Source organism: Thioalbus denitrificans (assembly GCF_003337735.1).
Classification (GTDB): Bacteria; Pseudomonadota; Gammaproteobacteria; order DSM-26407; family DSM-26407; genus Thioalbus; species Thioalbus denitrificans.
The window spans coordinates 57,781-80,163 of the sequence record NZ_QPJY01000007.1; the positions used below are offsets into that span (position 1 = coordinate 57,781).

The window sequence follows — 22,383 nt, forward strand, 5'->3', positions numbered from 1 at the left end:
GCCGTGGGTGTACGGACGGCGTCTGAAGTGGCAGGAGAATCATGTCCAAGCGGGATTACTACGAAGTACTCGGGGTGGCCAAGAACGCCTCCGAGGCGGAGCTGAAGAAGGCCTACCGGCGGATGGCGATGAAATACCATCCCGACCGCAACACCGGGGACAAGGAGTCGGAGAACAAGTTCAAGGAGGCCAAGGAGGCCTACGAGGTCCTCTCCGATGCCCGCAAGCGTGCCGCCTATGACCAGTTCGGCCACGCCGGCGTCGATTCCGGCGCCGGCATGGGTGGCGGGGGATTCCGCGGCGGCGGGGGCTTCAGCGACATCTTCGAGGACATTTTCGGCGACGTCTTCGGCGGTGGCGGCGGTCGCGGCGGCTCCCGTGCCTACCGCGGCGCCGACCTGCGCTACGACCTGGAACTGAGCCTCGAGGAGGCGGTGCAGGGCACCACGGTGAAGATCCGCATCCCGGTGCACGTGGAGTGCGGGTCGTGCGGCGGCAGCGGCGCCCGCAAGGGCAGTGAGCCCACCATCTGCACCACCTGCGGCGGCGCCGGCCAGGTGCGAATCCAGCAGGGTTTCTTCTCGGTGCAGCAGACCTGCCCCCACTGCCGTGGCACCGGCAGGGTCATCAGCGATCCCTGTCCGGAGTGTCGCGGGCGTGGCCGGGTGCAGGAGCAGAAGACCCTGTCGGTCAAAGTCCCCGCCGGGGTCGACAGCGGGGATCGAATCCGCCTGTCCAGCGAAGGCGAGGCGGGTGAGAATGGCGGGCCGCCCGGTGATCTCTACGTTCAGATCCGGGTGCGCGAGCATCCCATCTTCGTGCGCGATGGCGCCGACCTCTACTGCGAGGTGCCCATCAGCTTCGTCACCGCCGCGCTGGGCGGGGAGCTGGAGGTGCCCACCCTGAACGGCCGGGTGAAGCTCAGGGTGCCGGCGGAGACCCAGACCGGCAAGCTGTTCCGCATCCGCGGCAAGGGTGTGCGGCCCGTGCGCGGCAACAGCGAGGGGGACCTGCTGTGCCGGGTGGTGGTGGAAACGCCGGTGAACCTCACCAGCCGCCAGAAGGAGCTGATGCAGGAGCTGGAGCAGACCATGGTGGAGGGCAAGGGGCGTCACGATCCCCACTCCACCACCTGGTGGGACAACGTTAAACAGTTCTTCAAGGAGTTGTGAGTGCGTGAGTGCGTGAGCGTCACCCGTCGCCGACAACATCCCTGAACCGGAATCAACCTGACCAATGAGCCGGAGCCCCAGAGAATGACCCGAGTAGCCATTGCCGGCGCCGCCGGGCGCATGGGACTGAGCCTGATCCAGGCCTGCCAGATGAGTGAGCACGTGGAGCTGGGCGCGGCCACCGAGCGGCCCGGCGGGGCCGCCGTGGGGCGTGACGCCGGCGAGCTGGCCGGGCTGTCCGCGGCGGGGGTCCCGCTGGTGGAGGACCTGGCGGCGGTAACCGACCGCTTCGACGTCCTCATCGACTTCACCTCCCCGGAGGCGACCCTGGCCCACGCCGCAGTGTGCCGCCGGGCCGGCAAGCGGATGGTGATCGGCACCACCGGCCTGAGCCCGGACCAGCGGGCGCAGCTGGCGGAGGCGGCACAGGATATCGCCATCGTCTTCGCGCCCAACATGAGCGTCGGGGTCAACCTCTGCTTCAAGCTGGCCGAGATTGCCGCCCGGGTCCTCGGTGACGAGGTCGACATAGAGATCATCGAGGCCCACCACCGCCACAAGGTGGACGCGCCCTCCGGAACCGCGGTGCGGCTGGGCGAGATCGTGGCCGCCGCACTGGGCCGGGACCTGGCCGAGTGCGCCGTCTACGGCCGCGAGGGGCGGACCGGCGAGCGGGAGCGCAAGACCATCGGCTTCGAAACCATCCGCGCCGGCGATATCGTGGGCGATCACACCGTGCTGTTCGCCGGAGAGGGCGAGCGGATCGAGATTACCCACAAGGCCTCCAGCCGGATGACCTTCGCCGGCGGCGCCGTACGCGCCGCCTCCTGGGTGATGGGCCATGAGCGCGGTCTGTTCGACATGCAGGACGTGCTGGGCCTCAAGTAGCCGCGCCGCCCAGTCTGCCGGTTATGTCCCTGAGGGCGGGCGGCGGCCGGGTTTGGGACGAACACGCCTTCGACCTGTCCCGCGGCGGCACGGGCTCTCCCGCGGCAACTCCGGCGCCGGCAGCCCGGGCCGGGGGCTCCGCGGGTCTGCAGTCCAATTCCCCCGGCCTTCCTGCCTTCGTGGCGAAAGGTTTTACGGTCCAATGGGTTGCGTCATACCGGGGGCGGCCTGGGGGCGGCGCGGCGGTGGTTCTCTTCCCTTCGTCGATGGCGTAAGCTTGAGCCCGGGAGGGCGTCCGCAGATGCGGGCGCAGTACGAACAGGCAAACCAGACTATCCATCCACCGGGGGCAGATCATGCTCGGCGAAAACCACGACCTTTTCCACGAGTTTCCGGAGTACCGGGACAAGATTGTCGAAATGCGGGGCAATCATGAGGAGTTTGCCCGCATCATGGATGACTACGACACGCTCGACGCCAAGATCCGCGAACTGGAGCTGCACGATCAGCCGGTCGCCGACAACTACATGGAGGAACTCAAGCTGCAGCGGGTCCAGCTCAAGGACCAGCTCTACGAGTTGTTGAGGGCCTGAGCGCACGGGTACTTTCCAAGCGCCCGTCGGGCCGCTAAATTCTCACCGCCGGCCCGGCTCGCAGCGGAATCCCGGAGGGGGCGGCAGGGCCGGGGATGGCTGTCATCACCCTCGCCTGCGCCGGGCGGAACGCCGGGGCATGGGGCCCCGGGCATTACAGGAGCTGGCCGATGAGCGTGGACAAAGTAGCCCTGATCAGGGAACGCATCGAACTGCAGAACGCCTACCGCGAGTATGTCGCCCAGAACGGATTCGACTACCAGGAGTACGTGTGTGCCCAGCCCGGCAGTTTCTACCACACCTACAAGACCCGGCTGGCCGAGATCAACGCCGTACTCGCCCCGGAGCTCAAGTACCAGCGCGGGGTTGACTGAGGGGGCGTCCGGCTGACCCTGTCCGGGCATTGTGCGTGGACAGTCAGGCGTCGGATCGCTTAACATATTCGAATTATCGGTGCCGCGCCCCGGTGCGGCCTGCCGACCCGGAAGTTGCGACGGGACGGGCCATCTGGGTTCGTCCCGTTTTGACGTGGGTGGAACCAGTCCACCCAGCCAGCACAGAGTACCCCTGGAGGTCCGCTTGAGCACGCCCGCCCTGTTGGCACTGGAGGACGGCACCCTTTTCCATGGCCAATCCATCGGCATCGACGGCCAGGTGACCGGCGAGGTGGTGTTCAACACCGCCATGACCGGCTACCAGGAGATTCTGACCGACCCGTCCTATGCCCGGCAGATCATCACCCTGACCTATCCCCACATCGGCAATGTGGGGACCACGCCGGAGGACGAGGAGTCCACCCACGTCTGGGCCAGCGGCCTGGTCATCCGCGACCTCCCGGCCCGGGTCAGCAACTGGCGCAGCCGGATGAGCCTGCCCGAGTATCTCCGCAAGCAGCGGGTGGTTGCCATCGCCGACATCGACACCCGCCGGCTGACCCGCATCCTGCGCGAGAAGGGCGCCCAGAACGGCTGCATCGTGGCCGGGAAGGAGATCGACGCGGAAGCGGCGGTGGCCGCCGCCGGCGGCTTTCCCGGATTGAAGGGCATGGACCTGGCCCGCGAGGTGACCACCCACATGCCCTACGAGTGGGCCCAGGGCACCTGGAGCCTGGAGGGCGGACTGCCCGAGGCGCCCCACCCGCTGGAGGAGAAGCTGCCCTGGCACGTGGTGGCCTATGACTACGGGGTCAAGCACAACATCCTGCGCATGCTGGTGGACCGGGGCTGCCGGGTGACCGTGGTGCCGGCGCAGGTCCCGGCCGCCGAGGTGCTGGCCATGAATCCGGACGGTGTCTTCCTCTCCAACGGGCCGGGCGACCCGGAGCCCTGCGACTACGCCATCGAGGCCATCAGCGGAATCCTGGCCAGCGGCGTGCCGGTGTTCGGCATCTGCCTGGGCCACCAGCTGCTGGGCCTGGCCAGCGGGGCGCGCACGGTGAAGATGAAGTTCGGCCACCATGGCGCCAACCACCCGGTTCAGGACCTGGACAGCAGCCGGGTGATGATTACCAGCCAGAACCATGGTTTCGCCGTGGACGAGACGACCCTGCCGGAGAATCTGCGCCCGACGCACCGTTCTCTCTTCGACGGCTCCCTGCAGGGCATTCACCGTACGGATTGCCCGGCCTTCAGCTTCCAGGGCCATCCCGAGGCGAGCCCCGGGCCCCATGACGCAGCCCCCCTGTTCGACCATTTCGTCGAACTGATCCGGGACTACCGGCAGGCCTGAGTCTCACGCATCACAACCCGCGGCGGCACCGGCGCCGCGGGCGACCCGAGCAGTCACAGACGCGTTACGCGGTGAAACATGCCTAAACGAACCGACATCAAGAGCATCCTCATCATCGGCGCCGGCCCCATCGTCATCGGCCAGGCCTGCGAGTTCGACTACTCCGGCGCCCAGGCGTGCAAGGCGCTGCGTGAGGAGGGCTACCGCGTCATCCTGGTCAACTCCAATCCGGCCACCATCATGACCGATCCGGTGATGGCCGACGCCACCTACATCGAACCGGTGACCTGGCAGACGGTGGCGCGCATCATCGAGAAGGAGCGGCCGGACGCCATCCTGCCCACCATGGGCGGCCAGACGGCGCTGAACTGCGCCCTGGACCTGGCCCGCGAGGGGGTGCTGGAGCAGTTCGGCGTGGAGCTCATCGGCGCCTCACGCGACGCCATCGACAAGGCCGAGGACCGCGAGCGGTTCCGCGAGGCGATGAAGAAGATCGGCCTGGAGACGCCCCGCTCGGCCATCGCCCACAGCCTCGAGGAGGCCACTCAGGTCCAGGCGCAGATCGGCTTCCCGGCCATCATCCGGCCCTCCTTCACCCTCGGCGGCTCCGGCGGCGGCATCGCCTACAACCGCGAGGAGTTCCTGGAGATCTGCGAACGCGGCCTCGATCTCTCCCCCACCAACGAACTGCTCATCGAGGAGTCGGTGCTGGGGTGGAAGGAGTACGAGATGGAGGTGGTGCGGGACAAGGCCGACAACTGCATCATCATCTGTTCCATCGAGAACCTGGATCCCATGGGTGTGCACACGGGTGACTCCATCACCGTGGCCCCGGCCCAGACCCTCACCGACAAGGAATACCAGATCATGCGCGACGCCTCCCTCGCGGTGTTGCGCGAGATCGGGGTGGAGACGGGCGGCTCGAACGTGCAGTTCGGCATCGACCCCGACAGCGGGCGCATGGTGATCATCGAGATGAACCCGCGCGTGTCCCGCTCCTCGGCGCTGGCCTCCAAGGCCACCGGCTTTCCCATCGCCAAGGTGGCGGCGAAGCTGGCGGTGGGCTACACCCTGGACGAGCTGCGCAACGACATCACCGGCGGCGCCACGCCGGCCTCCTTCGAGCCGACCATCGATTACGTGGTCACCAAGGTGCCGCGGTTCAACTTCGAGAAGTTCCCGCGCGCCAATCCGCGCCTGACCACCCAGATGAAGTCGGTGGGCGAGGTGATGGCCATCGGCCGCACCTTCCAGGAGTCGATCCAGAAGGCGCTGCGGGCGCTGGAGATCGGGACCGACGGGTTCAACGAGCAGCTCGACCTCACCGCCGAGGACGCCGTCGATGTGCTGCGCGGGGAGCTGAAGAGTCCGGGCCCCGACCGCATCTGGTACGTGGCCGACGCCTTCCGTGCCGGGATGGACGTGGAGGCCCTCTACAGCCTCACCGCCATCGACCCCTGGTTCCTGGAGCAGATCCGCGAACTGGTGGAGCTGGAGGGGCAGGTGGCGGAATCGGGCCTGGCGGCCATGGATCGCGACCGGGTCTGGCGGCTCAAGCGCAAGGGCTTCTCCGACCGGCGCCTGGCGCAGCTGCTGGGCGTGACCGAGCATGCCTTCCGCAAGCGCCGCCACGAGCTGGGCGTGCGCCCGGTCTACAAGCGGGTGGACACCTGCGCGGCGGAGTTCGCCACCGACACCGCCTACCTCTACTCCACCTACGAGGAGGAGTGCGAGGCCGATCCCACCGCGCGCGACAAGGTGATGGTGCTCGGCGGCGGCCCCAACCGCATCGGCCAGGGCATCGAGTTCGACTACTGCTGCGTGCACGCCGCCCAGGCCTGCCGCGAAGACGGCTTCGAGACCATCATGGTCAACTGCAACCCGGAGACCGTCTCCACCGACTACGACACCTCCGACCGCCTCTACTTCGAGCCGCTGACGCTGGAGGATGTGCTGGAGATCGTCCACGTGGAGGCGCCGAAGGGGATCATCGTCCAGTACGGCGGCCAGACGCCGCTGAAGCTGGCCCGCTCACTGGAGGCCGCGGGGGCGCCCATCATCGGCACCACTCCCGACGCCATCGACCGTGCCGAGGACCGCGAGCGGTTCCAGCAGATGCTCCACCGGCTCGGCCTGCGCCAGCCGCCCAACCGCACGGCCCGCAACCAGGAGCAGGCGGTGGTGCTGGCCGAGGAGATCGGCTATCCCCTGGTGGTCCGCCCCTCCTACGTGCTCGGCGGCCGGGCCATGGAGATTGTCTACAACGAGGAGGAGCTGCGCCGCTACATGCGCGAGGCGGTCTCCGTCTCCAATGAATCCCCGGTCCTGCTGGATCGTTTCCTCGACGACGCCATCGAGGTGGACGTGGACGCGGTGTGCGACGGCCCCGATGTGCTCATCGGCGGCATCATGGAGCACATCGAGCAGGCCGGCGTGCACTCGGGCGACTCCGCCTGCTCGCTGCCGCCCTACAGCCTGAGTCCGGCGATCCAGGACGAGCTGCGCGAGCAGATGTCCAAGATGGCCCTGGAGCTGGGGGTGGTGGGGCTGATGAATGCCCAGTTCGCCATCAAGGACGGCGACATCTATGTCCTCGAGGTGAACCCGCGCGCCTCGCGCACGGTGCCCTTCGTCTCCAAGGCGACCGGTTATTCGCTGGCCAAGATCGCCGCCCGCTGCATGCTCGGCCGGGGCCTGGCCGACCAGGGCTGCCTGCAGGAGCGGGTGCCGCGGCACTTCTCGGTGAAGGAGGCGGTGTTCCCCTTCATCAAGTTCCCCGGCGTGGATCCCATACTGGGGCCGGAGATGAAGTCCACCGGCGAGGTGATGGGCGTGGGCGAGACCTTCGGCGAGGCCTTCTACAAGGCGGCGCTGGGGGCCGGTTCCCAGCTGCCGCGCAGCGGCAGGGTCTTCATCAGCGTGCGCGACGCCGATCGCGGCCGGGTCGGGCAGCTGGCGCGCGATTTCGTGGAGCTCGGCTTCGAGGTCTTCGCCACCCGCGGCACCGCCGCGGTGATCGAGGCCGCCGGTGTGCCCGTGCAGCGGGTGAACAAGGTGGCCGAGGGGCGTCCCCACATCGTTGACATGATCAAGAACGACGAGATCAGCTTCATCATCAACACCACGGAGGGCAAGCAGGCCATCGCCGACTCCTACGCCATCCGCCGCAACGCCCTCCAGCACAAGGTGAGCTATACCACCACTCTGGCAGGCGGGTTCGCCACCGCCCTGGCGCTGCGCAACGAGGACCGCGGCAGCGTCTACCGCCTGCAGGACCTGCACTGAAGGAAGGCCACCCATGACGAGAGTACCGATGACGAAGGCCGGTGCGGAAAAGCTCCGCTCCGAACTCGAACACCTCAAGACGGTGGCGCGGCGCAAGGTGGTGAACGCCATTGCCGAGGCCCGTGCCCACGGCGATCTCAAGGAGAACGCCGAATACCATGCCGCCAAGGAGCAGCAGGGCTTCATCGAGGGTCGCATCGCCGAGATCGAGCACAAGCTCGGCAACGCCCACATCGTCGATATCCACAGCCTCGACGTGGGCGACAAGGTGGTGTTCGGCGCCACGGTGGACCTGTTCAACACCGAGACCGAGGACGAGGTCACCTATCAGATCGTCGGCGACGACGAGGCGGATCTGAAGGAGGGCAAGATTTCCGTCTCCTCGCCCCTGGCCCGGGCCATCATCGGCAAGTCCGTGGGTGACGAGGTGGTCGCCAAGACTCCCGGCGGAGAGGTGATCTACGAGATCATCGAGGTTCGCTATCTCTGAACCGGGGGGCATATTTCCACCGGGATCGCGTAGCATTAAGGCAAGGGGCGGGGATCCCGCCGCCCCGACGCGGATATCCGCACACCGCCGTCCGTGGCGGATGCACCATCATTCGCAGTTCGAGACCATGGTCGCGGCGTGCGGCGCGGCTCCCACACACCACCGTTGCCCATCCCGGGCATAAACGGCAACCCGAGCAGAGGTAAAGACGTGAGGAAGATTACCCGATATGCGCTGCAGGGCCTGGCCCTGGCCGCCGCCCTCGCGGGCGCCCATGTTCCCACCATCGCTGCCGCGGAGACACTGGCCACAGTCAACGGCCAGGCCATCACCCCGGTACTGGTGGAGGCCTACGCCAAGCGCCGTCCCAAGGAGGGCGGTGAGGTGTCCCAGGAGGTCCTGGTGGGCGAGCTCGTGGCGCAGGAGCTGCTGGTGCAGGAGGCCCTGAAGCAGGGGCTGGAGAAGGATGAGAAGCTGCAGGCGGAGCTGGAAGTGATGCGCCGCGGCCTCCTCGCCGGCCGTGCCGTGCAGTCCTACCTCGCCGCGCACCCCATCAGCGACGAGGCGCTGCAGAAGGAGTACGAGGTCCTGGCCCCGCGCATGAGCACCACCGAGTTCAAGGCCCGCCATATCCTGGTGAAGACCGAGGACGAGGCCAAGGCGGTCATCAAGGAGCTGGACGGCGGTGCCGACTTCGCGGAGCTGGCCAAGAGCAAGTCGACCGGCCCCTCCGGCAAGTCCGGTGGCGATCTGGGCTGGTTCGCCGCCAACCAGATGGTGAAACCCTTCGCCGACGCCGTCGCCGTGATGGAGAAGGGCAAGTACAGCGCCCAGCCGGTGCAGACCCAGTTCGGCTGGCACGTGATCCTGCTCGAGGACAGCCGCACCACGCCCGCTCCGGCCCTGGACGACATCCGCGATCAGCTGATCGAGTTCCTGCAGCAGCGCGCCACCCAGGAGTGGCTCGGCGAGCTGCGCGCCAAGGCCAAGATTGATCTGGGCGGCTCCTGATTCCGTGACCGATTCCAGTCCGGTCCTGCCCGCCAACGCCGGTGAGCGCATCCTGCTCACCCTGTGGGCGGGCGGGCTCTGGATTGCCGGCTACCTGGTGGCGCCGCTGCTGTTCGCCACCCTGGAGGAACGCCAGCTGGCGGGCATGGTCGCCGGGCGGGTGTTCACCGCCACCAGCTACCTGGGACTGGCCTGCGGCGCACTGCTGCTGGCCGGTGCGCTCTACCGCGAGGGTCGCCGCATCATGGGCGACTGGCGTGCGGCGGTGGTGGGCGTGATGCTGGTCCTTACCGCGGCGGGCGAGTTCCTGTTGCAGCCGCGCATGGCCGCCCTGAAGGCGGAGGGCCTGCTGGAGGGCAGCGCGGCGGCGGCCCGGTTCGGCCTCCTGCACGGCATCTCCAGCAGCCTGTGGCTGGTGAACAGCGTACTGGCCCTGGCGCTGGTGATGGCGGCCGGGACAGTCCTGTCCGGCCGTCCGATCAGGGCAGGCGGATGACCGGCGGGTCGCCGGGAAGATAGATGACGGCCACGTGGCCGATGATCTGCACCAGCTCGGCCCCGGTGGCCGCGCACAGCGAGTCGGCAAGCCCGCGCCGATCCTCGCGGTCCTCGCCGACCAGGCGGACCTTGATCAGCTCGTGGTCCCGTAGCGCCCGCGCGGTCTCGTCGATGAGCGCCTGGGTGAGGCCGGCGCTGCCCATCAGGATCACCGGGCGCAGGGAGTGAGCACGGCTGCGGAGAAAACGGTTCTGCTTGCCCGTCAGTTGCATGAGTGGTCGAGGGTTTTCAGGTTGAAAGAAAGGGGGCGTAGTTTACCGCGTGCGGGCAGGGGAATGACAGTGGCCCCGAGCCCCTTCAACGGCGTGAAGGTGGAGCTGGGCATCGCCCTGCTGCTCGGCCTGCTGCTGTGGCTGGTCCACGAGCGGCTGGTGAGCGGCACGCCGGGCCAGCTCCTGCTCCTGCTCGGCTACGGCTGGCTCGCCGCGGGGTGGCTGTTCTGGCGCACCCGCGGGGTGTTGCGCCGCCAGCGCGCCGCGGCGGCCGAACCCGACCGGGAGGCATGAGCCGTGGCCCGCTCGAAGAGCAGCAACCGCTGGCTGCAGGAACACTTCAACGATGCCTACGTGAAGCGCGCCCAGCAGGAGGGGTACCGTTCCCGGGCCGTGTTCAAGCTGCTGGAGATCCAGGACAGGGACAGCCTGCTGCGCCCGGGGATGACGGTGGTGGATCTCGGCGCCGCCCCCGGCGGCTGGTCGGAGGTGGCGGTGCGCCTGGTGGGCGACCGGGGCCGGGTGGTGGCGCTGGACATCCTGCCCATGGACGCCATCGCCGGGGTGGAGTTCATCCAGGGCGATTTCCGCGAGGACGAGGTGCTGGAACGGCTGATCGAGTGCGTGGGGAATCGGCCCGTGGACCTTGTGATGTCCGACATGGCCCCCAATATTAGTGGGACGAAGGCGGTGGACCAGCCCCGCGCGATGTACCTGGCCGAGCTGGCGCTGGATCTGGCGCGGCGGGTGCTGGCGCCGGGCGGGGATTTCCTGGTCAAGGTGTTCCAGGGCGAGGACTTCGACGCCTACCTGCGGGAGGTCCGCGGGAGCTTCGGCAAGGTCATGATTCGCAAGCCGAAAGCGTCGCGTCCGCGGTCGCGGGAAGTGTACCTGCTGGCGAGGAACTATCTCGTATAGTAACGTACTAACCAGTTGATGCCGGCGCGGCCGGCCTGTTTCCGCCCCTGTGGCCCATGCCCCCAGTTGGAACCGAGAGGGCTCTCAGATTGAACGACATGGCAAAGAACATCATCCTGTGGGTTGTGATCGCGGTCGTGCTGATGTCCGTGTTCAACAACTTCAGCCCGCGCCAGCCGGCCAACCAGCCCCTGGATTACTCCCAGTTCATCGCCGATGTGAAGTCGGGCCAGGTGCAGAAGGTGCTCATCGACGGGCGCAACATCCAGGGCGTTACGGTGAACGGCGAGCGGTTCAGCACCTACAGCCCCGGTGATGCGGGCCTGGTGGGCGACCTGCTCGAGAACAATGTCACCATCGAGGCGCGTCCGCCCGAGCAGCAGAGCCTGCTCATGCAGATCTTCATCTCCTGGTTCCCGATGCTGCTGCTCATCGGCGTGTGGATCTTCTTCATGCGCCAGATGCAGGGCGGCGGCTCCGGCCGCGGGGCCATGTCCTTCGGCAAGAGCCGGGCCCGCCTGCTGGGCGAGGACCAGGTGAAGGTGACCTTCGCCGACGTGGCCGGGGTCGAGGAGGCCAAGGAGGAGGTCAAGGAGCTGGTGGACTTCCTCCGCGATCCGGGCAAGTTCCAGAAGCTCGGCGGCAAGATTCCCCGCGGCGTGCTCATGGTGGGCACACCCGGTACCGGCAAGACCCTGCTGGCCAAGGCCATCGCCGGCGAGGCGAAGGTGCCCTTCTTCACCATTTCCGGTTCCGACTTCGTGGAGATGTTCGTGGGCGTGGGCGCCTCCCGCGTGCGCGACATGTTCGAGCAGGCCAAGAAGCACGCCCCCTGCATCATCTTCATCGACGAGATCGACGCCGTGGGCCGGCATCGCGGCGCGGGGCTCGGCGGCGGCCACGACGAGCGCGAGCAGACCCTGAACCAGCTGCTGGTGGAGATGGACGGTTTCGAGGGCAACGAGGGCGTCATCGTCATCGCCGCCACCAACCGGCCCGACGTGCTCGACCCGGCACTGCTGCGCCCGGGCCGCTTCGACCGCCAGGTGGTGGTGCCGCTGCCGGACATCCGCGGCCGCGAGCAGATCCTGCGGGTGCACATGCGCAAGGTGCCCATCTCCGACGATGTGCGCCCGGAGTACATCGCCCGCGGCACGCCCGGTTTCTCCGGCGCCGACCTGGCCAACCTGGTGAACGAGGCGGCCCTGTTCGCCGCCCGCGCCAACAAGCGGCTGGTGGACATGGACGACTTCGAGCGCGCCAAGGACAAGATCATGATGGGCGCCGAGCGCAAGTCCATGGTGATGAGCGAGTCGGAGAAGAAGCTCACGGCCTACCACGAGTCGGGCCATGCCATCGTGGGCCGGCTGGTGCCGGAGCACGATCCGGTCTACAAGGTGAGCATCATCCCCCGCGGCCGGGCGCTGGGCGTGACCATGTTCCTGCCCGAGGAAGACCGCTACAGCTATACCAAGCAGCGCCTGGAGAGCCAGATCTCCAGCCTGTTCGGCGGACGCATCGCCGAGGCGATGATCTTCGGGCCCGAGAGCGTGACCACGGGCGCCTCCAACGACATCCAGCGTGCCACCGATATCGCCCGCAACATGGTGACCAAGTGGGGGCTGTCGGAGAAGCTGGGGCCCCAGGCCTACAGCGAGGACGAGGGCGAGGTGTTCCTCGGCCGCTCGGTCACCCAGCACAAGAACGTGTCCGACGAGACGGCCCACATCATCGACGAGGAGATCCGCGCCTTCATCGATCGCAACTACCGGCGCGCCGAGCAGCTGCTGACGGACAACATCGAGAAGCTGCACATGATGGCCGAGGCGCTGATCAAGTACGAGACCATCGACGAGAAGCAGATCGACGACATCATGTCCGGGCGTCCCCCGCGCGAGCCCGAAGACTGGATCGACAGTACTCCCAGCGGCGGCGCCACCACCGGGACCGCCGATGCCCCGAAGGGGGGCGCCGGCAAGACCGACGGCACCATCGGCGGACCCGCCAGCGAGCACTGAGCCGGCGAAAGCCGCCACCCACGCCCCCGCGCGGTTCGCGCGGGGGCGTTTGTTTTTCTGCTGACCGGTGATGGGTTGAGAGACTGGCGCTGGATGTTGCGTATCATCCGCCGCTGCTCGAACGGCCGTGATGGCTCGTGAACATCACTGTTCGGCACTGAGCACAGCGAAGGGAACCATGCAGCAACCCGATGTGATCGACTGCGGCGGACGGCCGCTGGACCTGACCCGAATCCAGGTGATGGGCATTCTCAACATCACGCCGGATTCCTTCTCCGACGGCGGCGTCTTCCTGGAGCCTGAGCGGGCGGTGGCCCATGGGCGGGCCATGGTCGCCGCCGGTGCGGGCATCATCGATGTGGGCGGAGAGTCGACCCGGCCGGGGGCCACGGCGGTCAGCGAGGACGAGGAGCTCGACCGCGTGATCCCGGTGGTGGAGGCGCTTTCCGCCGCGCTGGAGGTGCCCGTATCGGTGGATACCAGCAAGCCGGGGGTGATGCGTGCCGCGGTGGCCGCCGGGGCCGGTCTCATCAACGATGTCTACGCCCTGCGCGAGCCCGGCGCGGTGGAGGCGGCGGCGGAACTCGAGGTGCCGGTGTGCCTCATGCACATGCGCGGCGAGCCCCGGACCATGCAGGTGAACCCCGAGTACGAGGACGTGGTGGGCGAGGTGCGGGCCTTCCTGAAGGAGCGCATCGCCGTGTGCGAGGCCGCGGGGATTCACCGCCAGCGCCTGCTGGCGGACCCCGGTTTCGGCTTCGGCAAGTCGCCGGAGCACAACCTGGCCCTGCTGCGCCGGCTGGAAGCCTTCACCGCCCTGGGCGTTCCGGTGCTGGCGGGCCTGTCGCGCAAGTCGCTCATCGGCCACGTGCTCGGCCGCCCGGTGGACGAGCGCCTCGCCGGCAGCATCGCCCTGGCGGTTCTCGCCGCCACCCGCGGGGCGCGCATCCTGCGGGTCCACGACGTCGCCGAGACCGTCGACGCGGTGCGCATGGTCGAGGCGGTTCTCGGCAGCTGAGCCGGCGGGTCCTCCACCGACAGGATGAACCGTTATATCCGCAGATTGCGCAGATTACGCCGATTCATTTTAGCGGAGTTTGCCTCTGCTCCCGGTGGAAACCCGGGTACGGTGCCCGTGTCCGGACTTGCGCGCTGCGGGTGCCGCCGTAGTCGCCAGGAGGTCCAGTGGACGATCCGTGAGGGATCGTCCCCTCTGTGTAATCCGCGTAATCCGCGTAATCTGCGGATAGAACGATATTTTGTGACTTTCACCCCTTCATGGTGAAATTCACTTTCCAATGACACGACCACCTCAGGGAGAGGGCAGGGTGAGCAACGGGAAACGCTATTTCGGGACCGACGGGGTGCGCGGACACGTGGGCGTGCCGCCCATTACGCCGGACTTCGTGCTCAAGCTGGGCTGGGCCGCCGGGCGGGTGCTGGCCCGCGGCGGCCAGAGCCGGGTGCTGGTGGGCAAGGACACGCGCATCTCCGGCTACATGTTCGAGTCGGCCCTGGAGGCGGGGCTGTCGGCGGCGGGTGTCGACATCCTCCTGCTCGGGCCGATGCCCACGCCCGCCATCGCCTATCTGACCCGGACCCTGCGTGCCGATGCCGGCATCGTCATCAGCGCCTCCCACAATCCCCATCACGACAACGGCATCAAGTTCTTCTCCAGCTCAGGGCAGAAGCTTTCCGATGAGTTGGAGCTGGCCATCGAGCAGCAGCTGGACGAGCCCATGACCACGGTGGAGTCCTCGCGGCTGGGCAAGGCCGAGCGGGTGGTGGATGCGCCGGGACGCTACATCGAGTTCTGCAAGAGCACCGTGCCCATGCGCATGAGCCTGCGCGGGCTGAAGCTGGTCATCGACTGCGCCCACGGCGCGACCTATCATGTCGCGCCGAGCGTGTTCCGCGAACTGGGCGCCCAGGTCCGTGCCATCGGCGTGGAGCCTGACGGCCTCAACATCAATGCCGGTTTCGGCTCCACCCAGCCGGAAGCGCTGCGCCGCGGCGTGCGGGAGTGGGGCGCGGATCTCGGCATCGCCTTCGACGGGGACGGCGACCGGGTGATCATGGCGGACCGTAACGGTGAGCTGGTGGACGGCGACGAGCTGCTCTACATCATCGCCTGCGCGCGCCAGCGCAGCGGCGAGCTGGAGGGCGCCGTGGTGGGGACCGTGATGAGCAACCTGGGCCTCGAGGTGGCGCTGCGCGAGCGCGGCATCGAACTCACCCGGACGGCGGTCGGCGACCGCTACGTACTCGAGCAGCTGGAGCTTAACGACTGGACCCTGGGCGGGGAGTCCTCCGGCCACATTATCTGCCGCGACCGCACCAGCACCGGTGACGGCATCGTCTCCGCGCTGCAGGTGCTGGCCGAAATGGTGGCCACCGGCCGCCCCCTCGACGAGCTCCGGGCCGGAATGCGCAAGTTCCCCCAGCGACTCCTGAATGTGCGGGTGGCGGAGCGTGGCGACCCGTGCGCCATCCCCGCGGTGACCGCGGCGGTGCAGTCGGCCGAGGTGCAGCTCGGCGCCCGCGGGCGGGTGCTGCTGCGCCCCTCGGGGACGGAACCGGTGATCCGGGTCATGGTGGAGGGCGAGGACGCCGCCGAGGTGGACGCCCTGGCCCGGACCATCGCCAAGGCCGTGGAGTCCGCCATGGCGGCCTGAAGACGCAGGGAAGGCCCGAAGGGCAAATAGACAGGAGTTACAGGATTGACGGGATTATCTGGTCCCGGCTTCGCTGGGTTGCCGGAGAGCCTGGAGTGTGGGCCGGCAGCCCAGGCAGGTTCAGTGTGACAACCGGCAGCCTGTCAATTGCTTGTTCGCCGTCGGCACCCTCCGGGGATACCGGTTTCCGCATCAATCCTGTTCATCCTGTCAATCCTGTCTATTTTTTATCTTCTTCGTGCCTTCGTGGTGAATGAACGACATGCCGGGGAGCCGCGCTGCGGAGGTCCGGGTCTTGTCAGTGGCGCGTTTCCACGGTAACATCCGCAGCCTTTCTGATGTAAGCGACGATGGAGTCAACGATGCGCAAGCCCCTGGTGGCCGGCAACTGGAAGATGAACGGTACGCGTGAGAGCGCCCGTACGCTTCTCGACGGCATCAAGGCGGGCGCCATGGCGGTGAACGGTGCCGATCTGGCGGTGTGCGTGCCCTACGTGTTCCTGCAGCAGGTCCAGGAAGCGCTCGATGGCAGCCCGATTGCCTGGGGCGGCCAGGATCTGAGCAAGGAGCCCAAGGGCGCCTTCACGGGCGACATTTCGGCCGCCATGCTGCTCGAGTTCGGCTGCCGCTTCGTCATCGTCGGCCACTCCGAGCGCCGGACCCTGCACGGGGAGAGCGACACGGAGGTGGCCGAGAAGACCGCCGCCGCCCTCGAGGCGGGACTGACCCCCATCGTCTGCGTGGGGGAGACCCTCGAGGAGCGCGAGCAGGACGTCACCAACGACGTCGTCGGGCGGCAGCTGGACGCGGTCCTCGCCCGGGTCGGCTCCGCGGGCCTGGGACGCTGCGTGGTGGCCTACGAGCCGGTCTGGGCCATCGGCACCGGCCGCACGGCCACGCCGGAACAGGCCCAGGAGGTCCATGCCTTCATCCGCGCCCGGGTGGCGGCCGAGGATGCCGAGGTGGCCGGGGCTCTGAAGATTCTCTACGGCGGCAGCATGAAGCCGGACAATGCGGCCGAACTGTGCGCCAAGCCCGATATCGACGGCGGCCTCATCGGTGGCGCCTCGCTGGTGGCGGAAGACTTCCTGGCCATCGGCCGGGCCGCGGGCGGCAGCTGACATGAATGCACTGCTGACCGTTCTGCACGTTTTCGTGGCCGTGGGGCTGATCGCCCTGGTCCTGATCCAGCACGGCAAGGGCGCCGATGCCGGCGCGGCCTTCGGCAGCGGTGCCTCGGCGACCGTGTTCGGCAGCCAGGGGTCGGCCACCTTCCTGTCGCGGGTGACCGCCGGGCTGGCGGCGCTGTTCTTCATCACCAGCCTGACCCTCGCCTACATGGCCGGGAGCCGGGAGGCGCCCACCAGCGTGACCGAGCGGGTGGCTCCCGTGGAGCAGGAAGCTCCGGTGAGCGCGCCGGTCCAGGGTGGCAGCGACGTGCCCAGTCTTCCGGCGGGAGCCGGGGAGACCGCCGGCGGCGATGCGCCTCCGGTATCCGCGCCGCCCGCACAGCCCGCGGAGGCTCCGGCCGGACAGAACTGACAGACGACGATTACGCCGAAGTGGTGGAACTGGTAGACACGCCATCTTGAGGGGGTGGTGGCGCAAGCCGTGTGGGTTCGAGTCCCACCTTCGGCACCAATACGAGAGACGGCATTCTCCATGGTTCGGAGAATGCCGTTTTTTTATGCCCTAAAAATAACTTAGGGTCCATAAAATAACCTTATTTCATATAAGGTACTGAATTATAAAGCCTATTCCTGCTGGTAAAATTTGACACAACTCACGCCTCATCGTAGACTGCCGACCGCGACATGAAATGACCACCCGGCTGGTGCGGGTAACCCGCCGAACTCTGACCGCTGGTGGCGGAGGACAACGGATGCTTGAGAACTACCTGCCCATCCTGGTGTTCCTGGGGGTCGGGATATTGTTCGGAGTCGGCCCCATGGTGGCGGGAGCGCTGCTCGGCCCGCGCCGGCCTGATGCCGAGAAGCTCTCGCCCTACGAGTGCGGCTTTGAAGCGTTCGAGGATGCGCGCATGAAGTTCGACGTGCGCTACTACCTCGTCGCCATCCTGTTCATCATCTTCGATCTCGAAATCGCCTTCCTGTTCCCCTGGGCCGTCGTGCTGGACCGCATCGGCGTGTTCGGCATCCTCGCCATGGGCCTGTTCCTGGGGATCCTGGTCATCGGATTCATCTACGAATGGAAAAAGGGAGCCCTGGAATGGGAGTAGCCGCGCGAGCAGGGAGCAGGGGCCCCGCGCAGCGGGGATGCGAGCGTCCGCGAGTCGCGGCCCGCCGGCCGCAAGGCACGGAGCTGGACGTTATTCCCGGGTTGGCGCGGTCGGCCGCGCGAGCAGGGAGCAGGGGCCCCGCGCAGCGGGGATGCGAGCGTCCGCGAGTCGCGGCCCGCCGGCCGCGGGGCACGGAGCTGGACGGTATTCCCGGGTTGGCGCGGTCGGCCGCGCGAGCAGGGAGCAGGGGCCCCGCGCAGCGGGGATGCGAGCGTCCGCGAGTCGCGGCCCGCCGGCTGCCGGCAATGTCTCTGGGAGATGTCTGCAATGGGCATTGAGGGTGTCCTCGAAAAGGGCGTGGTCACCACGACCGCCGACAAGCTCATCAACTGGGCGCGCACGGGCTCCATGTGGCCCATGACCTTCGGTCTGGCCTGCTGCGCGGTGGAGATGATGCACGCGGGAGCCTCCCGCTACGATCTCGATCGTTTCGGCATCATGTTCCGGCCCAGCCCGCGCCAGTCCGACGTGATGATCGTGGCCGGCACCCTGTGCAACAAGATGGCGCCGGCGCTGCGCAAGGTCTACGACCAGATGCCGGAACCGCGCTGGGTCATCTCCATGGGCTCCTGCGCGAACGGCGGCGGCTACTACCACTACTCCTACTCGGTGGTGCGCGGTTGCGACCGCATCGTGCCCGTGGACATCTACGTGCCGGGCTGTCCGCCCACGGCGGAAGCGCTTCTGTACGGAATACTCCAGTTGCAGAACAAGATCCGTCGAACCAATACCATTGCCCGTTGAGAGACTCCTCTGATGGCTGACGTGCAGACACTGGCAGCCCGGGTCCGGGAGCGCCTGGGCGAGCGGGTAACAATCAGCGACCATGTCACGGACATGGTCACCGCGGAGGTCCGGCCCGAACACCTGCTGGAGGTCTGCCAGGCGCTCCGCGACGAGGCGGCCTTCGGCTTCGAGCAGCTGACCGATCTCTGTGGCGTCGACTACCTCACCTACGGACAGGCCGAGTGGGCCACCGAGAGCGTGAGCGGCACCGGGTTCAGCCGCGGCGTGGCCGGCCAGCCGGCTGCCGGGGAGCGCGAGGGGCCGCGTTTCGCCGTGGTCTACCACCTCATCTCCTACCGCAACAATCATCGCCTGCGCCTGCGGGTCTTCGCCGCCGGCGAGCCGCCCCTGGTGGACTCGGTGGTGGAGATCTGGGCGGCGGCCAACTGGTTCGAGCGCGAGGCCTTCGATCTCTACGGCATCCTGTTCAACGGCCATCCGGACCTGCGCCGCATCCTCACCGACTACGGTTTCATCGGCCATCCGTTCCGCAAGGATTTCCCCCTCTCCGGCAACGTCGAGATGCGCTACGACCCGGAGCAGGCGCGGGTCGTCTACGAGCCGGTGGATATCGAGCCGCGCGTGCTGGTGCCGCGGGTCATCCGTCACGATCACCGCTACCGCCAGGAACCGGCCAAGCCGGAGGGATCCGATGCCTGAGATCCGCAACTACACCCTGAACTTCGGTCCCCAGCATCCCGCGGCCCACGGCGTGCTGCGCCTGGTGCTGGAGATGGACGGCGAGGTGATCTCGCGCGCCGATCCCCATATCGGCCTGCTCCATCGCGCCACCGAAAAGCTGGCCGAGAGCAAGCCCTACAACCAGAGCATCGGCTACATGGACCGGCTCGACTACGTCTCCATGATGTGCAACGAGCACGGCTACGTCCTGGCCATGGAGAAGCTGCTCGGCGTGCAGGTGCCAATCCGCGCCCAGTACATCCGGGTGATGTTCGACGAGATCACCCGCATCCTGAACCACCTGCTCTGGCTCGGCACCCACGCCCTGGACGTGGGCGCCATGGCGATGTTCCTCTACTGCTTCCGCGAGCGCGAGGACCTCTTCGACTGCTACGAGGCGGTGAGCGGCGCGCGCATGCACGCCACCTACTACCGCCCGGGCGGGGTCTACCGCGATCTGCCCGAGAGCATGCCCCACTACCAGCCCTCCAAGTGGCACGACGCCAAGGATGTGGCCCGGCTCAACGAGAACCGCCAGGGCTCGCTGCTGGACTTCATCTGGGACTTCACCGAGCGCTTCCCGGGCCGGGTGGACGAGTACGAGACCCTGCTCACCGACAACCGCATCTGGAAGCAGCGGACGGTGAACATCGGTGTGGTCACCGCCGAGCGCGCCCTGCAGCTCGGGCTCACGGGGCCGATGCTGCGCGGTTCCGGGGTGGAGTGGGACCTGCGCAAGAAGCAGCCCTACGAGGTCTACGATCGCCTCGACTTCGACATTCCCGTGGGGGTCAACGGCGACTCCTACGATCGCTACCTGGTCCGCATCGAGGAGATGCGCCAGAGCAACCGCATCATCCGCCAGTGCGTGGAGTGGCTGCGCAAGAACCCGGGGCCGGTGATGGTGGACGATCACAAGGTCGCGCCGCCGCCGCGCGAAGAGATGAAGGCGGACATGGAGGCCCTCATCCACCACTTCAAGCTCTTCACCGAGGGTTTCTGCCTGCCCGAGGGGGAGGTCTATGCCGGCATCGAGCACCCCAAGGGGGAGTTCGGCGTCTACCTGGTCTCCGACGGCGCCAACAAGCCCTACCGGCTCAAGATCCGCGCGCCGGGCTTCGCCCACCTCGCGGCGATGGACGAGATGGTGCGCGGCCACATGCTGGCGGACGTGGTCACCGTGATCGGGACCCAGGATATCGTGTTCGGGGAGATTGACCGCTGATGAGTGAGAACCCGACTCCGCAGCTCTCCGCCGCGGCCCGCGCCGAGATCGATCGCTGGGTGGCGAAGTATCCCGCGGATCGCAAGTCATCCGCTGTGATGGCGGCCCTCAGCGTGGTGCAGGAGGAGAACGGCGGCTGGATCAGCCGCGAGTACATGGACGCCATCGCCGCGTACCTGGAGATGCCGCCCATCGCCGTGTACGAGGTGGCCACCTTCTATTCCATGTACGAGCTGGAGCCGGTGGGTCGGCACAAGATCTGCCTGTGCACCAACATCTCCTGCATGCTGTGCGGTTCCGAGTCGCTGCAGTCCCACCTGGAGCAGCGTCTCGGCATCCGGATGGGGGAGACCACCCCCGACGGCCGTTTCACCCTCAAGGAGGTCGAGTGCCTCGGGGCCTGCGCCCACGCGCCGGTGGCGCAGCTGGGGCACGACTACCACGAGAAGCTCACCCCGGAACGGCTGGACGAGATCCTGGACGGGCTGGAGTGAGCGCCGTTGCAGCCGTCCAGCGTACCTGACCGGTTCGGTTCCGATACCCAGTAACGAGAGACCCATGGCCAACGAAGTCTGCTTCCGTACCCTGCACCTGGAGAAGCCCTGGACGCTGGAGAGCTATCTCAGCGTCGGCGGCTACTCGGTGTGGAAGAGGATCCTCAAGGAGAAGACCCCGCCCGAGGCCATCATCGAGGAGCTCAAGACCTCGAAGCTGCGCGGCCGCGGCGGCGCCGGGTTCCCCACCGGGTTGAAGTGGAGCTTCATGCCCCGCAACGCACCGGGTCAGAAATACGTGGTGTGCAACTCCGACGAGGGCGAGCCGGGTACCTGCAAGGACCGCGACATCCTCCGCTACAACCCCCACCAGGTGATCGAGGGCATGGCCATCGCCGGCTACGTCTTCGGCTCGACCGCCGGCTACAACTACATCCGCGGCGAGTTCTGGGAGCCCTACCAGCGTTTCGAGGGAGCGCTGGAGGAGGCCTACGCGGCCGGGCTGCTGGGCCGGGACATCCAGGGCTCGGGCGTGGATTTCGATCTCTATACCCACCTCGGCGCGGGCGCCTACATCTGCGGCGAGGAGACGGCGCTGCTGGAGTCCATCGAGGGCAAGAAGGGCCAGCCGCGCTTCAAGCCGCCGTTCCCGGCCAACTACGGCCTGTTCGGACGCCCCACCACCATCAACAACACCGAGAGCCTGGCCTCGGTGCCGGTGATCCTGGAGAAGGGCGGGGAGTGGTTCGCGGGGCTCGGCACCGAGGGCTCCGGCGGCACCAAGATCTTCAGCGTCTCCGGTCACGTGAACCGGCCCGGCAACTTCGAGGTGCCCATGGGGACTCCGTTCGCCGAGCTGCTGGAGATGGCCGGCGGGGTGCGCGACGGTCACCGCCTGAAGGCGGTCATCCCGGGCGGTTCCTCGGTGCCGGTGGTGCCCGGGCACGTGATGATGCAGGTGGACATGGACTACGACGCCATCGCCAAGGCCGGCTCGATGCTGGGTGCCGGCTCGGTGATCGTGATGGACGAGACCACCTGCATGGTCAAGACCCTGGCCCGGCTTTCCCACTTCTACTACGAGGAGTCCTGCGGCCAGTGCACGCCGTGCCGCGAGGGCACCGGCTGGCTGTCCCGGGTCCTGCATCGCATCGAGCACGGCCAGGGGCGCCCCGAGGACCTGGACCTGCTGGACAACGTGGCCGGCAACATCATGGGCCGCACCATCTGCGCCCTGGGCGATGCCGCGGCGATGCCGGTGCAGAGTTTCCTCAAGCATTTCCGGGACGAGTTCGAGTACCACATCGAGCACAAGCGGTGCATGGTCTCCGCGGCGTGACGCCGGCACGG

The 22,383-nt window shown here is 67.5% G+C and carries 23 protein-coding genes and 1 tRNA gene; 23 read left to right on the top strand and 1 reads right to left on the bottom strand.

Translation table 11 applies throughout. The features are described from left to right. Positions 1-41: 41 nt before the first annotated feature. The 9 genes from dnaJ to DFQ59_RS13660 all read left to right on the top strand — a co-directional run bounded on the left by dnaJ (position 42) and on the right by DFQ59_RS13660 (position 9,663). On the top strand, positions 42-1,172 hold the full coding sequence (gene dnaJ, locus DFQ59_RS13620) for a molecular chaperone DnaJ (protein WP_114280262.1): 1,131 nt from the start codon (positions 42-44) through the stop codon (positions 1,170-1,172). Between the two features lie 84 nt (positions 1,173-1,256). Continuing rightward, entirely contained in the window at positions 1,257-2,060 is an 804-nt protein-coding gene (gene dapB / locus DFQ59_RS13625; protein WP_114280263.1) for a 4-hydroxy-tetrahydrodipicolinate reductase, read from the top strand. A 356-nt stretch (positions 2,061-2,416) separates the two neighbouring features. Further along, on the top strand, positions 2,417-2,653 hold the full coding sequence (locus DFQ59_RS13630; protein ID WP_114280264.1) for an HP1242/YdcH family protein: 237 nt from the start codon (positions 2,417-2,419) through the stop codon (positions 2,651-2,653). Positions 2,654-2,823: 170 nt separating this feature from the next. Next, positions 2,824-3,027, top strand: a complete 204-nt coding sequence (locus DFQ59_RS13635) for a hypothetical protein (protein ID WP_114280265.1) — start codon at positions 2,824-2,826, stop codon at positions 3,025-3,027. 205 nt (positions 3,028-3,232) lie between these two features. Next, positions 3,233-4,381 (top strand): glutamine-hydrolyzing carbamoyl-phosphate synthase small subunit, encoded by a 1,149-nt coding sequence (carA, locus tag DFQ59_RS13640; RefSeq protein WP_114280266.1) that lies wholly within the window; start codon positions 3,233-3,235, stop codon positions 4,379-4,381. Positions 4,382-4,459: 78 nt separating this feature from the next. After that, positions 4,460-7,666: a carbamoyl-phosphate synthase large subunit gene (carB, locus tag DFQ59_RS13645; RefSeq protein WP_114280267.1), complete on the top strand. Its 3,207-nt coding sequence runs from the start codon at positions 4,460-4,462 to the stop codon at positions 7,664-7,666. A gap of 13 nt (positions 7,667-7,679) precedes the next feature. Then, entirely contained in the window at positions 7,680-8,156 is a 477-nt protein-coding gene (gene greA / locus DFQ59_RS13650) for a transcription elongation factor GreA (RefSeq protein WP_114280268.1), read from the top strand. A 210-nt stretch (positions 8,157-8,366) separates the two neighbouring features. After that, positions 8,367-9,167: a peptidylprolyl isomerase gene (locus DFQ59_RS13655; RefSeq protein WP_114280269.1), complete on the top strand. Its 801-nt coding sequence runs from the start codon at positions 8,367-8,369 to the stop codon at positions 9,165-9,167. A gap of 4 nt (positions 9,168-9,171) precedes the next feature. Further along, the gene (locus DFQ59_RS13660) at positions 9,172-9,663 is read left to right on the top strand and encodes a DUF4149 domain-containing protein (RefSeq protein ID WP_211314939.1); all 492 of its coding nucleotides are present in this window, start codon (positions 9,172-9,174) and stop codon (positions 9,661-9,663) included. On the opposite strand, the gene yhbY is transcribed toward DFQ59_RS13660, so the two are convergent. Further along, a complete protein-coding gene (gene yhbY / locus DFQ59_RS13665; protein WP_114280270.1) occupies positions 9,647-9,937 on the bottom strand; it encodes a ribosome assembly RNA-binding protein YhbY in 291 nt (96 codons plus the stop codon). The two genes, DFQ59_RS13660 and yhbY, sit on opposite strands and share 17 nt — an antisense overlap. Positions 9,938-10,000: 63 nt before the next feature. On the opposite strand from yhbY, the gene DFQ59_RS13670 reads away from it, so the two are divergent. From DFQ59_RS13670 to nuoF, 14 genes are all read left to right on the top strand, one after another. Then, complete coding sequence (locus tag DFQ59_RS13670; RefSeq protein WP_147275254.1) at positions 10,001-10,231, top strand: hypothetical protein; 231 nt, start codon at positions 10,001-10,003, stop codon at positions 10,229-10,231. Positions 10,232-10,234: 3 nt separating this feature from the next. Further along, complete coding sequence (rlmE, locus tag DFQ59_RS13675; RefSeq protein WP_114280272.1) at positions 10,235-10,855, top strand: 23S rRNA (uridine(2552)-2'-O)-methyltransferase RlmE; 621 nt, start codon at positions 10,235-10,237, stop codon at positions 10,853-10,855. Positions 10,856-10,953: 98 nt separating this feature from the next. Continuing rightward, positions 10,954-12,873, top strand: coding sequence for an ATP-dependent zinc metalloprotease FtsH (gene ftsH, locus DFQ59_RS13680; protein ID WP_211314940.1), 1,920 nt, complete (start codon positions 10,954-10,956; stop codon positions 12,871-12,873). Between the two features lie 178 nt (positions 12,874-13,051). Then, positions 13,052-13,891 carry a dihydropteroate synthase gene (folP, locus tag DFQ59_RS13685; RefSeq protein ID WP_114280274.1) on the top strand — a complete coding sequence of 280 codons (840 nt, stop codon included), beginning with the start codon at positions 13,052-13,054 and terminating at the stop codon, positions 13,889-13,891. Positions 13,892-14,201: 310 nt separating this feature from the next. Further along, positions 14,202-15,548, top strand: coding sequence for a phosphoglucosamine mutase (glmM, locus tag DFQ59_RS13690; RefSeq protein ID WP_245937282.1), 1,347 nt, complete (start codon positions 14,202-14,204; stop codon positions 15,546-15,548). Between the two features lie 362 nt (positions 15,549-15,910). After that, a complete protein-coding gene (gene tpiA / locus DFQ59_RS13695) occupies positions 15,911-16,669 on the top strand; it encodes a triose-phosphate isomerase (protein ID WP_114280276.1) in 759 nt (252 codons plus the stop codon). 1 nt (position 16,670) lies between these two features. After that, a complete protein-coding gene (gene secG / locus DFQ59_RS20625; protein ID WP_114280277.1) occupies positions 16,671-17,090 on the top strand; it encodes a preprotein translocase subunit SecG in 420 nt (139 codons plus the stop codon). Positions 17,091-17,104: 14 nt separating this feature from the next. After that, positions 17,105-17,189 (top strand) — tRNA-Leu (locus tag DFQ59_RS13705). Between the two features lie 241 nt (positions 17,190-17,430). Beyond that, complete coding sequence (locus DFQ59_RS13710; RefSeq protein WP_114280278.1) at positions 17,431-17,787, top strand: NADH-quinone oxidoreductase subunit A; 357 nt, start codon at positions 17,431-17,433, stop codon at positions 17,785-17,787. A 327-nt stretch (positions 17,788-18,114) separates the two neighbouring features. Then, positions 18,115-18,591, top strand: a complete 477-nt coding sequence (locus tag DFQ59_RS13715; RefSeq protein WP_114280279.1) for a NuoB/complex I 20 kDa subunit family protein — start codon at positions 18,115-18,117, stop codon at positions 18,589-18,591. Between the two features lie 12 nt (positions 18,592-18,603). Continuing rightward, a complete protein-coding gene (locus DFQ59_RS13720; protein WP_114280280.1) occupies positions 18,604-19,293 on the top strand; it encodes an NADH-quinone oxidoreductase subunit C in 690 nt (229 codons plus the stop codon). Next, the gene (locus tag DFQ59_RS13725; RefSeq protein WP_114280281.1) at positions 19,286-20,539 is read left to right on the top strand and encodes an NADH-quinone oxidoreductase subunit D; all 1,254 of its coding nucleotides are present in this window, start codon (positions 19,286-19,288) and stop codon (positions 20,537-20,539) included. Before DFQ59_RS13720 ends, DFQ59_RS13725 begins: the two co-directional genes overlap by 8 nt. Further along, complete coding sequence (nuoE, locus tag DFQ59_RS13730) at positions 20,539-21,033, top strand: NADH-quinone oxidoreductase subunit NuoE (RefSeq protein WP_114280282.1); 495 nt, start codon at positions 20,539-20,541, stop codon at positions 21,031-21,033. The genes DFQ59_RS13725 and nuoE overlap by 1 nt, the downstream gene beginning before the upstream one ends. Positions 21,034-21,097: 64 nt before the next feature. After that, positions 21,098-22,372 (top strand): NADH-quinone oxidoreductase subunit NuoF, encoded by a 1,275-nt coding sequence (nuoF, locus tag DFQ59_RS13735; protein ID WP_114280283.1) that lies wholly within the window; start codon positions 21,098-21,100, stop codon positions 22,370-22,372. Positions 22,373-22,383: the final 11 nt, after the last annotated feature.

What these genes read in the sequence shown, in the direction of transcription:
- secG (WP_114280277.1), top strand. Translation starts at nt 16,671, where the DNA reads ATGAATGCACTGCTGACCGTTCTGCACGTTTTCGTGGCCGTGGGGCTG.
- carB (WP_114280267.1), top strand. Translation starts at nt 4,460, where the DNA reads ATGCCTAAACGAACCGACATCAAGAGCATCCTCATCATCGGCGCCGGC.
- nuoE (WP_114280282.1), top strand. Translation starts at nt 20,539, where the DNA reads ATGAGTGAGAACCCGACTCCGCAGCTCTCCGCCGCGGCCCGCGCCGAG.
- DFQ59_RS13630 (WP_114280264.1), top strand. Translation starts at nt 2,417, where the DNA reads ATGCTCGGCGAAAACCACGACCTTTTCCACGAGTTTCCGGAGTACCGG.
- dapB (WP_114280263.1), top strand. Translation starts at nt 1,257, where the DNA reads ATGACCCGAGTAGCCATTGCCGGCGCCGCCGGGCGCATGGGACTGAGC.
- dnaJ (WP_114280262.1), top strand. Translation starts at nt 42, where the DNA reads ATGTCCAAGCGGGATTACTACGAAGTACTCGGGGTGGCCAAGAACGCC.
- DFQ59_RS13710 (WP_114280278.1), top strand. Translation starts at nt 17,431, where the DNA reads ATGCTTGAGAACTACCTGCCCATCCTGGTGTTCCTGGGGGTCGGGATA.
- DFQ59_RS13715 (WP_114280279.1), top strand. Translation starts at nt 18,115, where the DNA reads ATGGGCATTGAGGGTGTCCTCGAAAAGGGCGTGGTCACCACGACCGCC.
- DFQ59_RS13725 (WP_114280281.1), top strand. Translation starts at nt 19,286, where the DNA reads ATGCCTGAGATCCGCAACTACACCCTGAACTTCGGTCCCCAGCATCCC.
- tpiA (WP_114280276.1), top strand. Translation starts at nt 15,911, where the DNA reads ATGCGCAAGCCCCTGGTGGCCGGCAACTGGAAGATGAACGGTACGCGT.
- folP (WP_114280274.1), top strand. Translation starts at nt 13,052, where the DNA reads ATGCAGCAACCCGATGTGATCGACTGCGGCGGACGGCCGCTGGACCTG.
- DFQ59_RS13635 (WP_114280265.1), top strand. Translation starts at nt 2,824, where the DNA reads ATGAGCGTGGACAAAGTAGCCCTGATCAGGGAACGCATCGAACTGCAG.
- ftsH (WP_211314940.1), top strand. Translation starts at nt 10,954, where the DNA reads ATGGCAAAGAACATCATCCTGTGGGTTGTGATCGCGGTCGTGCTGATG.
- DFQ59_RS13720 (WP_114280280.1), top strand. Translation starts at nt 18,604, where the DNA reads ATGGCTGACGTGCAGACACTGGCAGCCCGGGTCCGGGAGCGCCTGGGC.
- greA (WP_114280268.1), top strand. Translation starts at nt 7,680, where the DNA reads ATGACGAGAGTACCGATGACGAAGGCCGGTGCGGAAAAGCTCCGCTCC.
- nuoF (WP_114280283.1), top strand. Translation starts at nt 21,098, where the DNA reads ATGGCCAACGAAGTCTGCTTCCGTACCCTGCACCTGGAGAAGCCCTGG.
- DFQ59_RS13670 (WP_147275254.1), top strand. Translation starts at nt 10,001, where the DNA reads ATGACAGTGGCCCCGAGCCCCTTCAACGGCGTGAAGGTGGAGCTGGGC.
- yhbY (WP_114280270.1), bottom strand. Translation starts at nt 9,937, where the DNA reads ATGCAACTGACGGGCAAGCAGAACCGTTTTCTCCGCAGCCGTGCTCAC.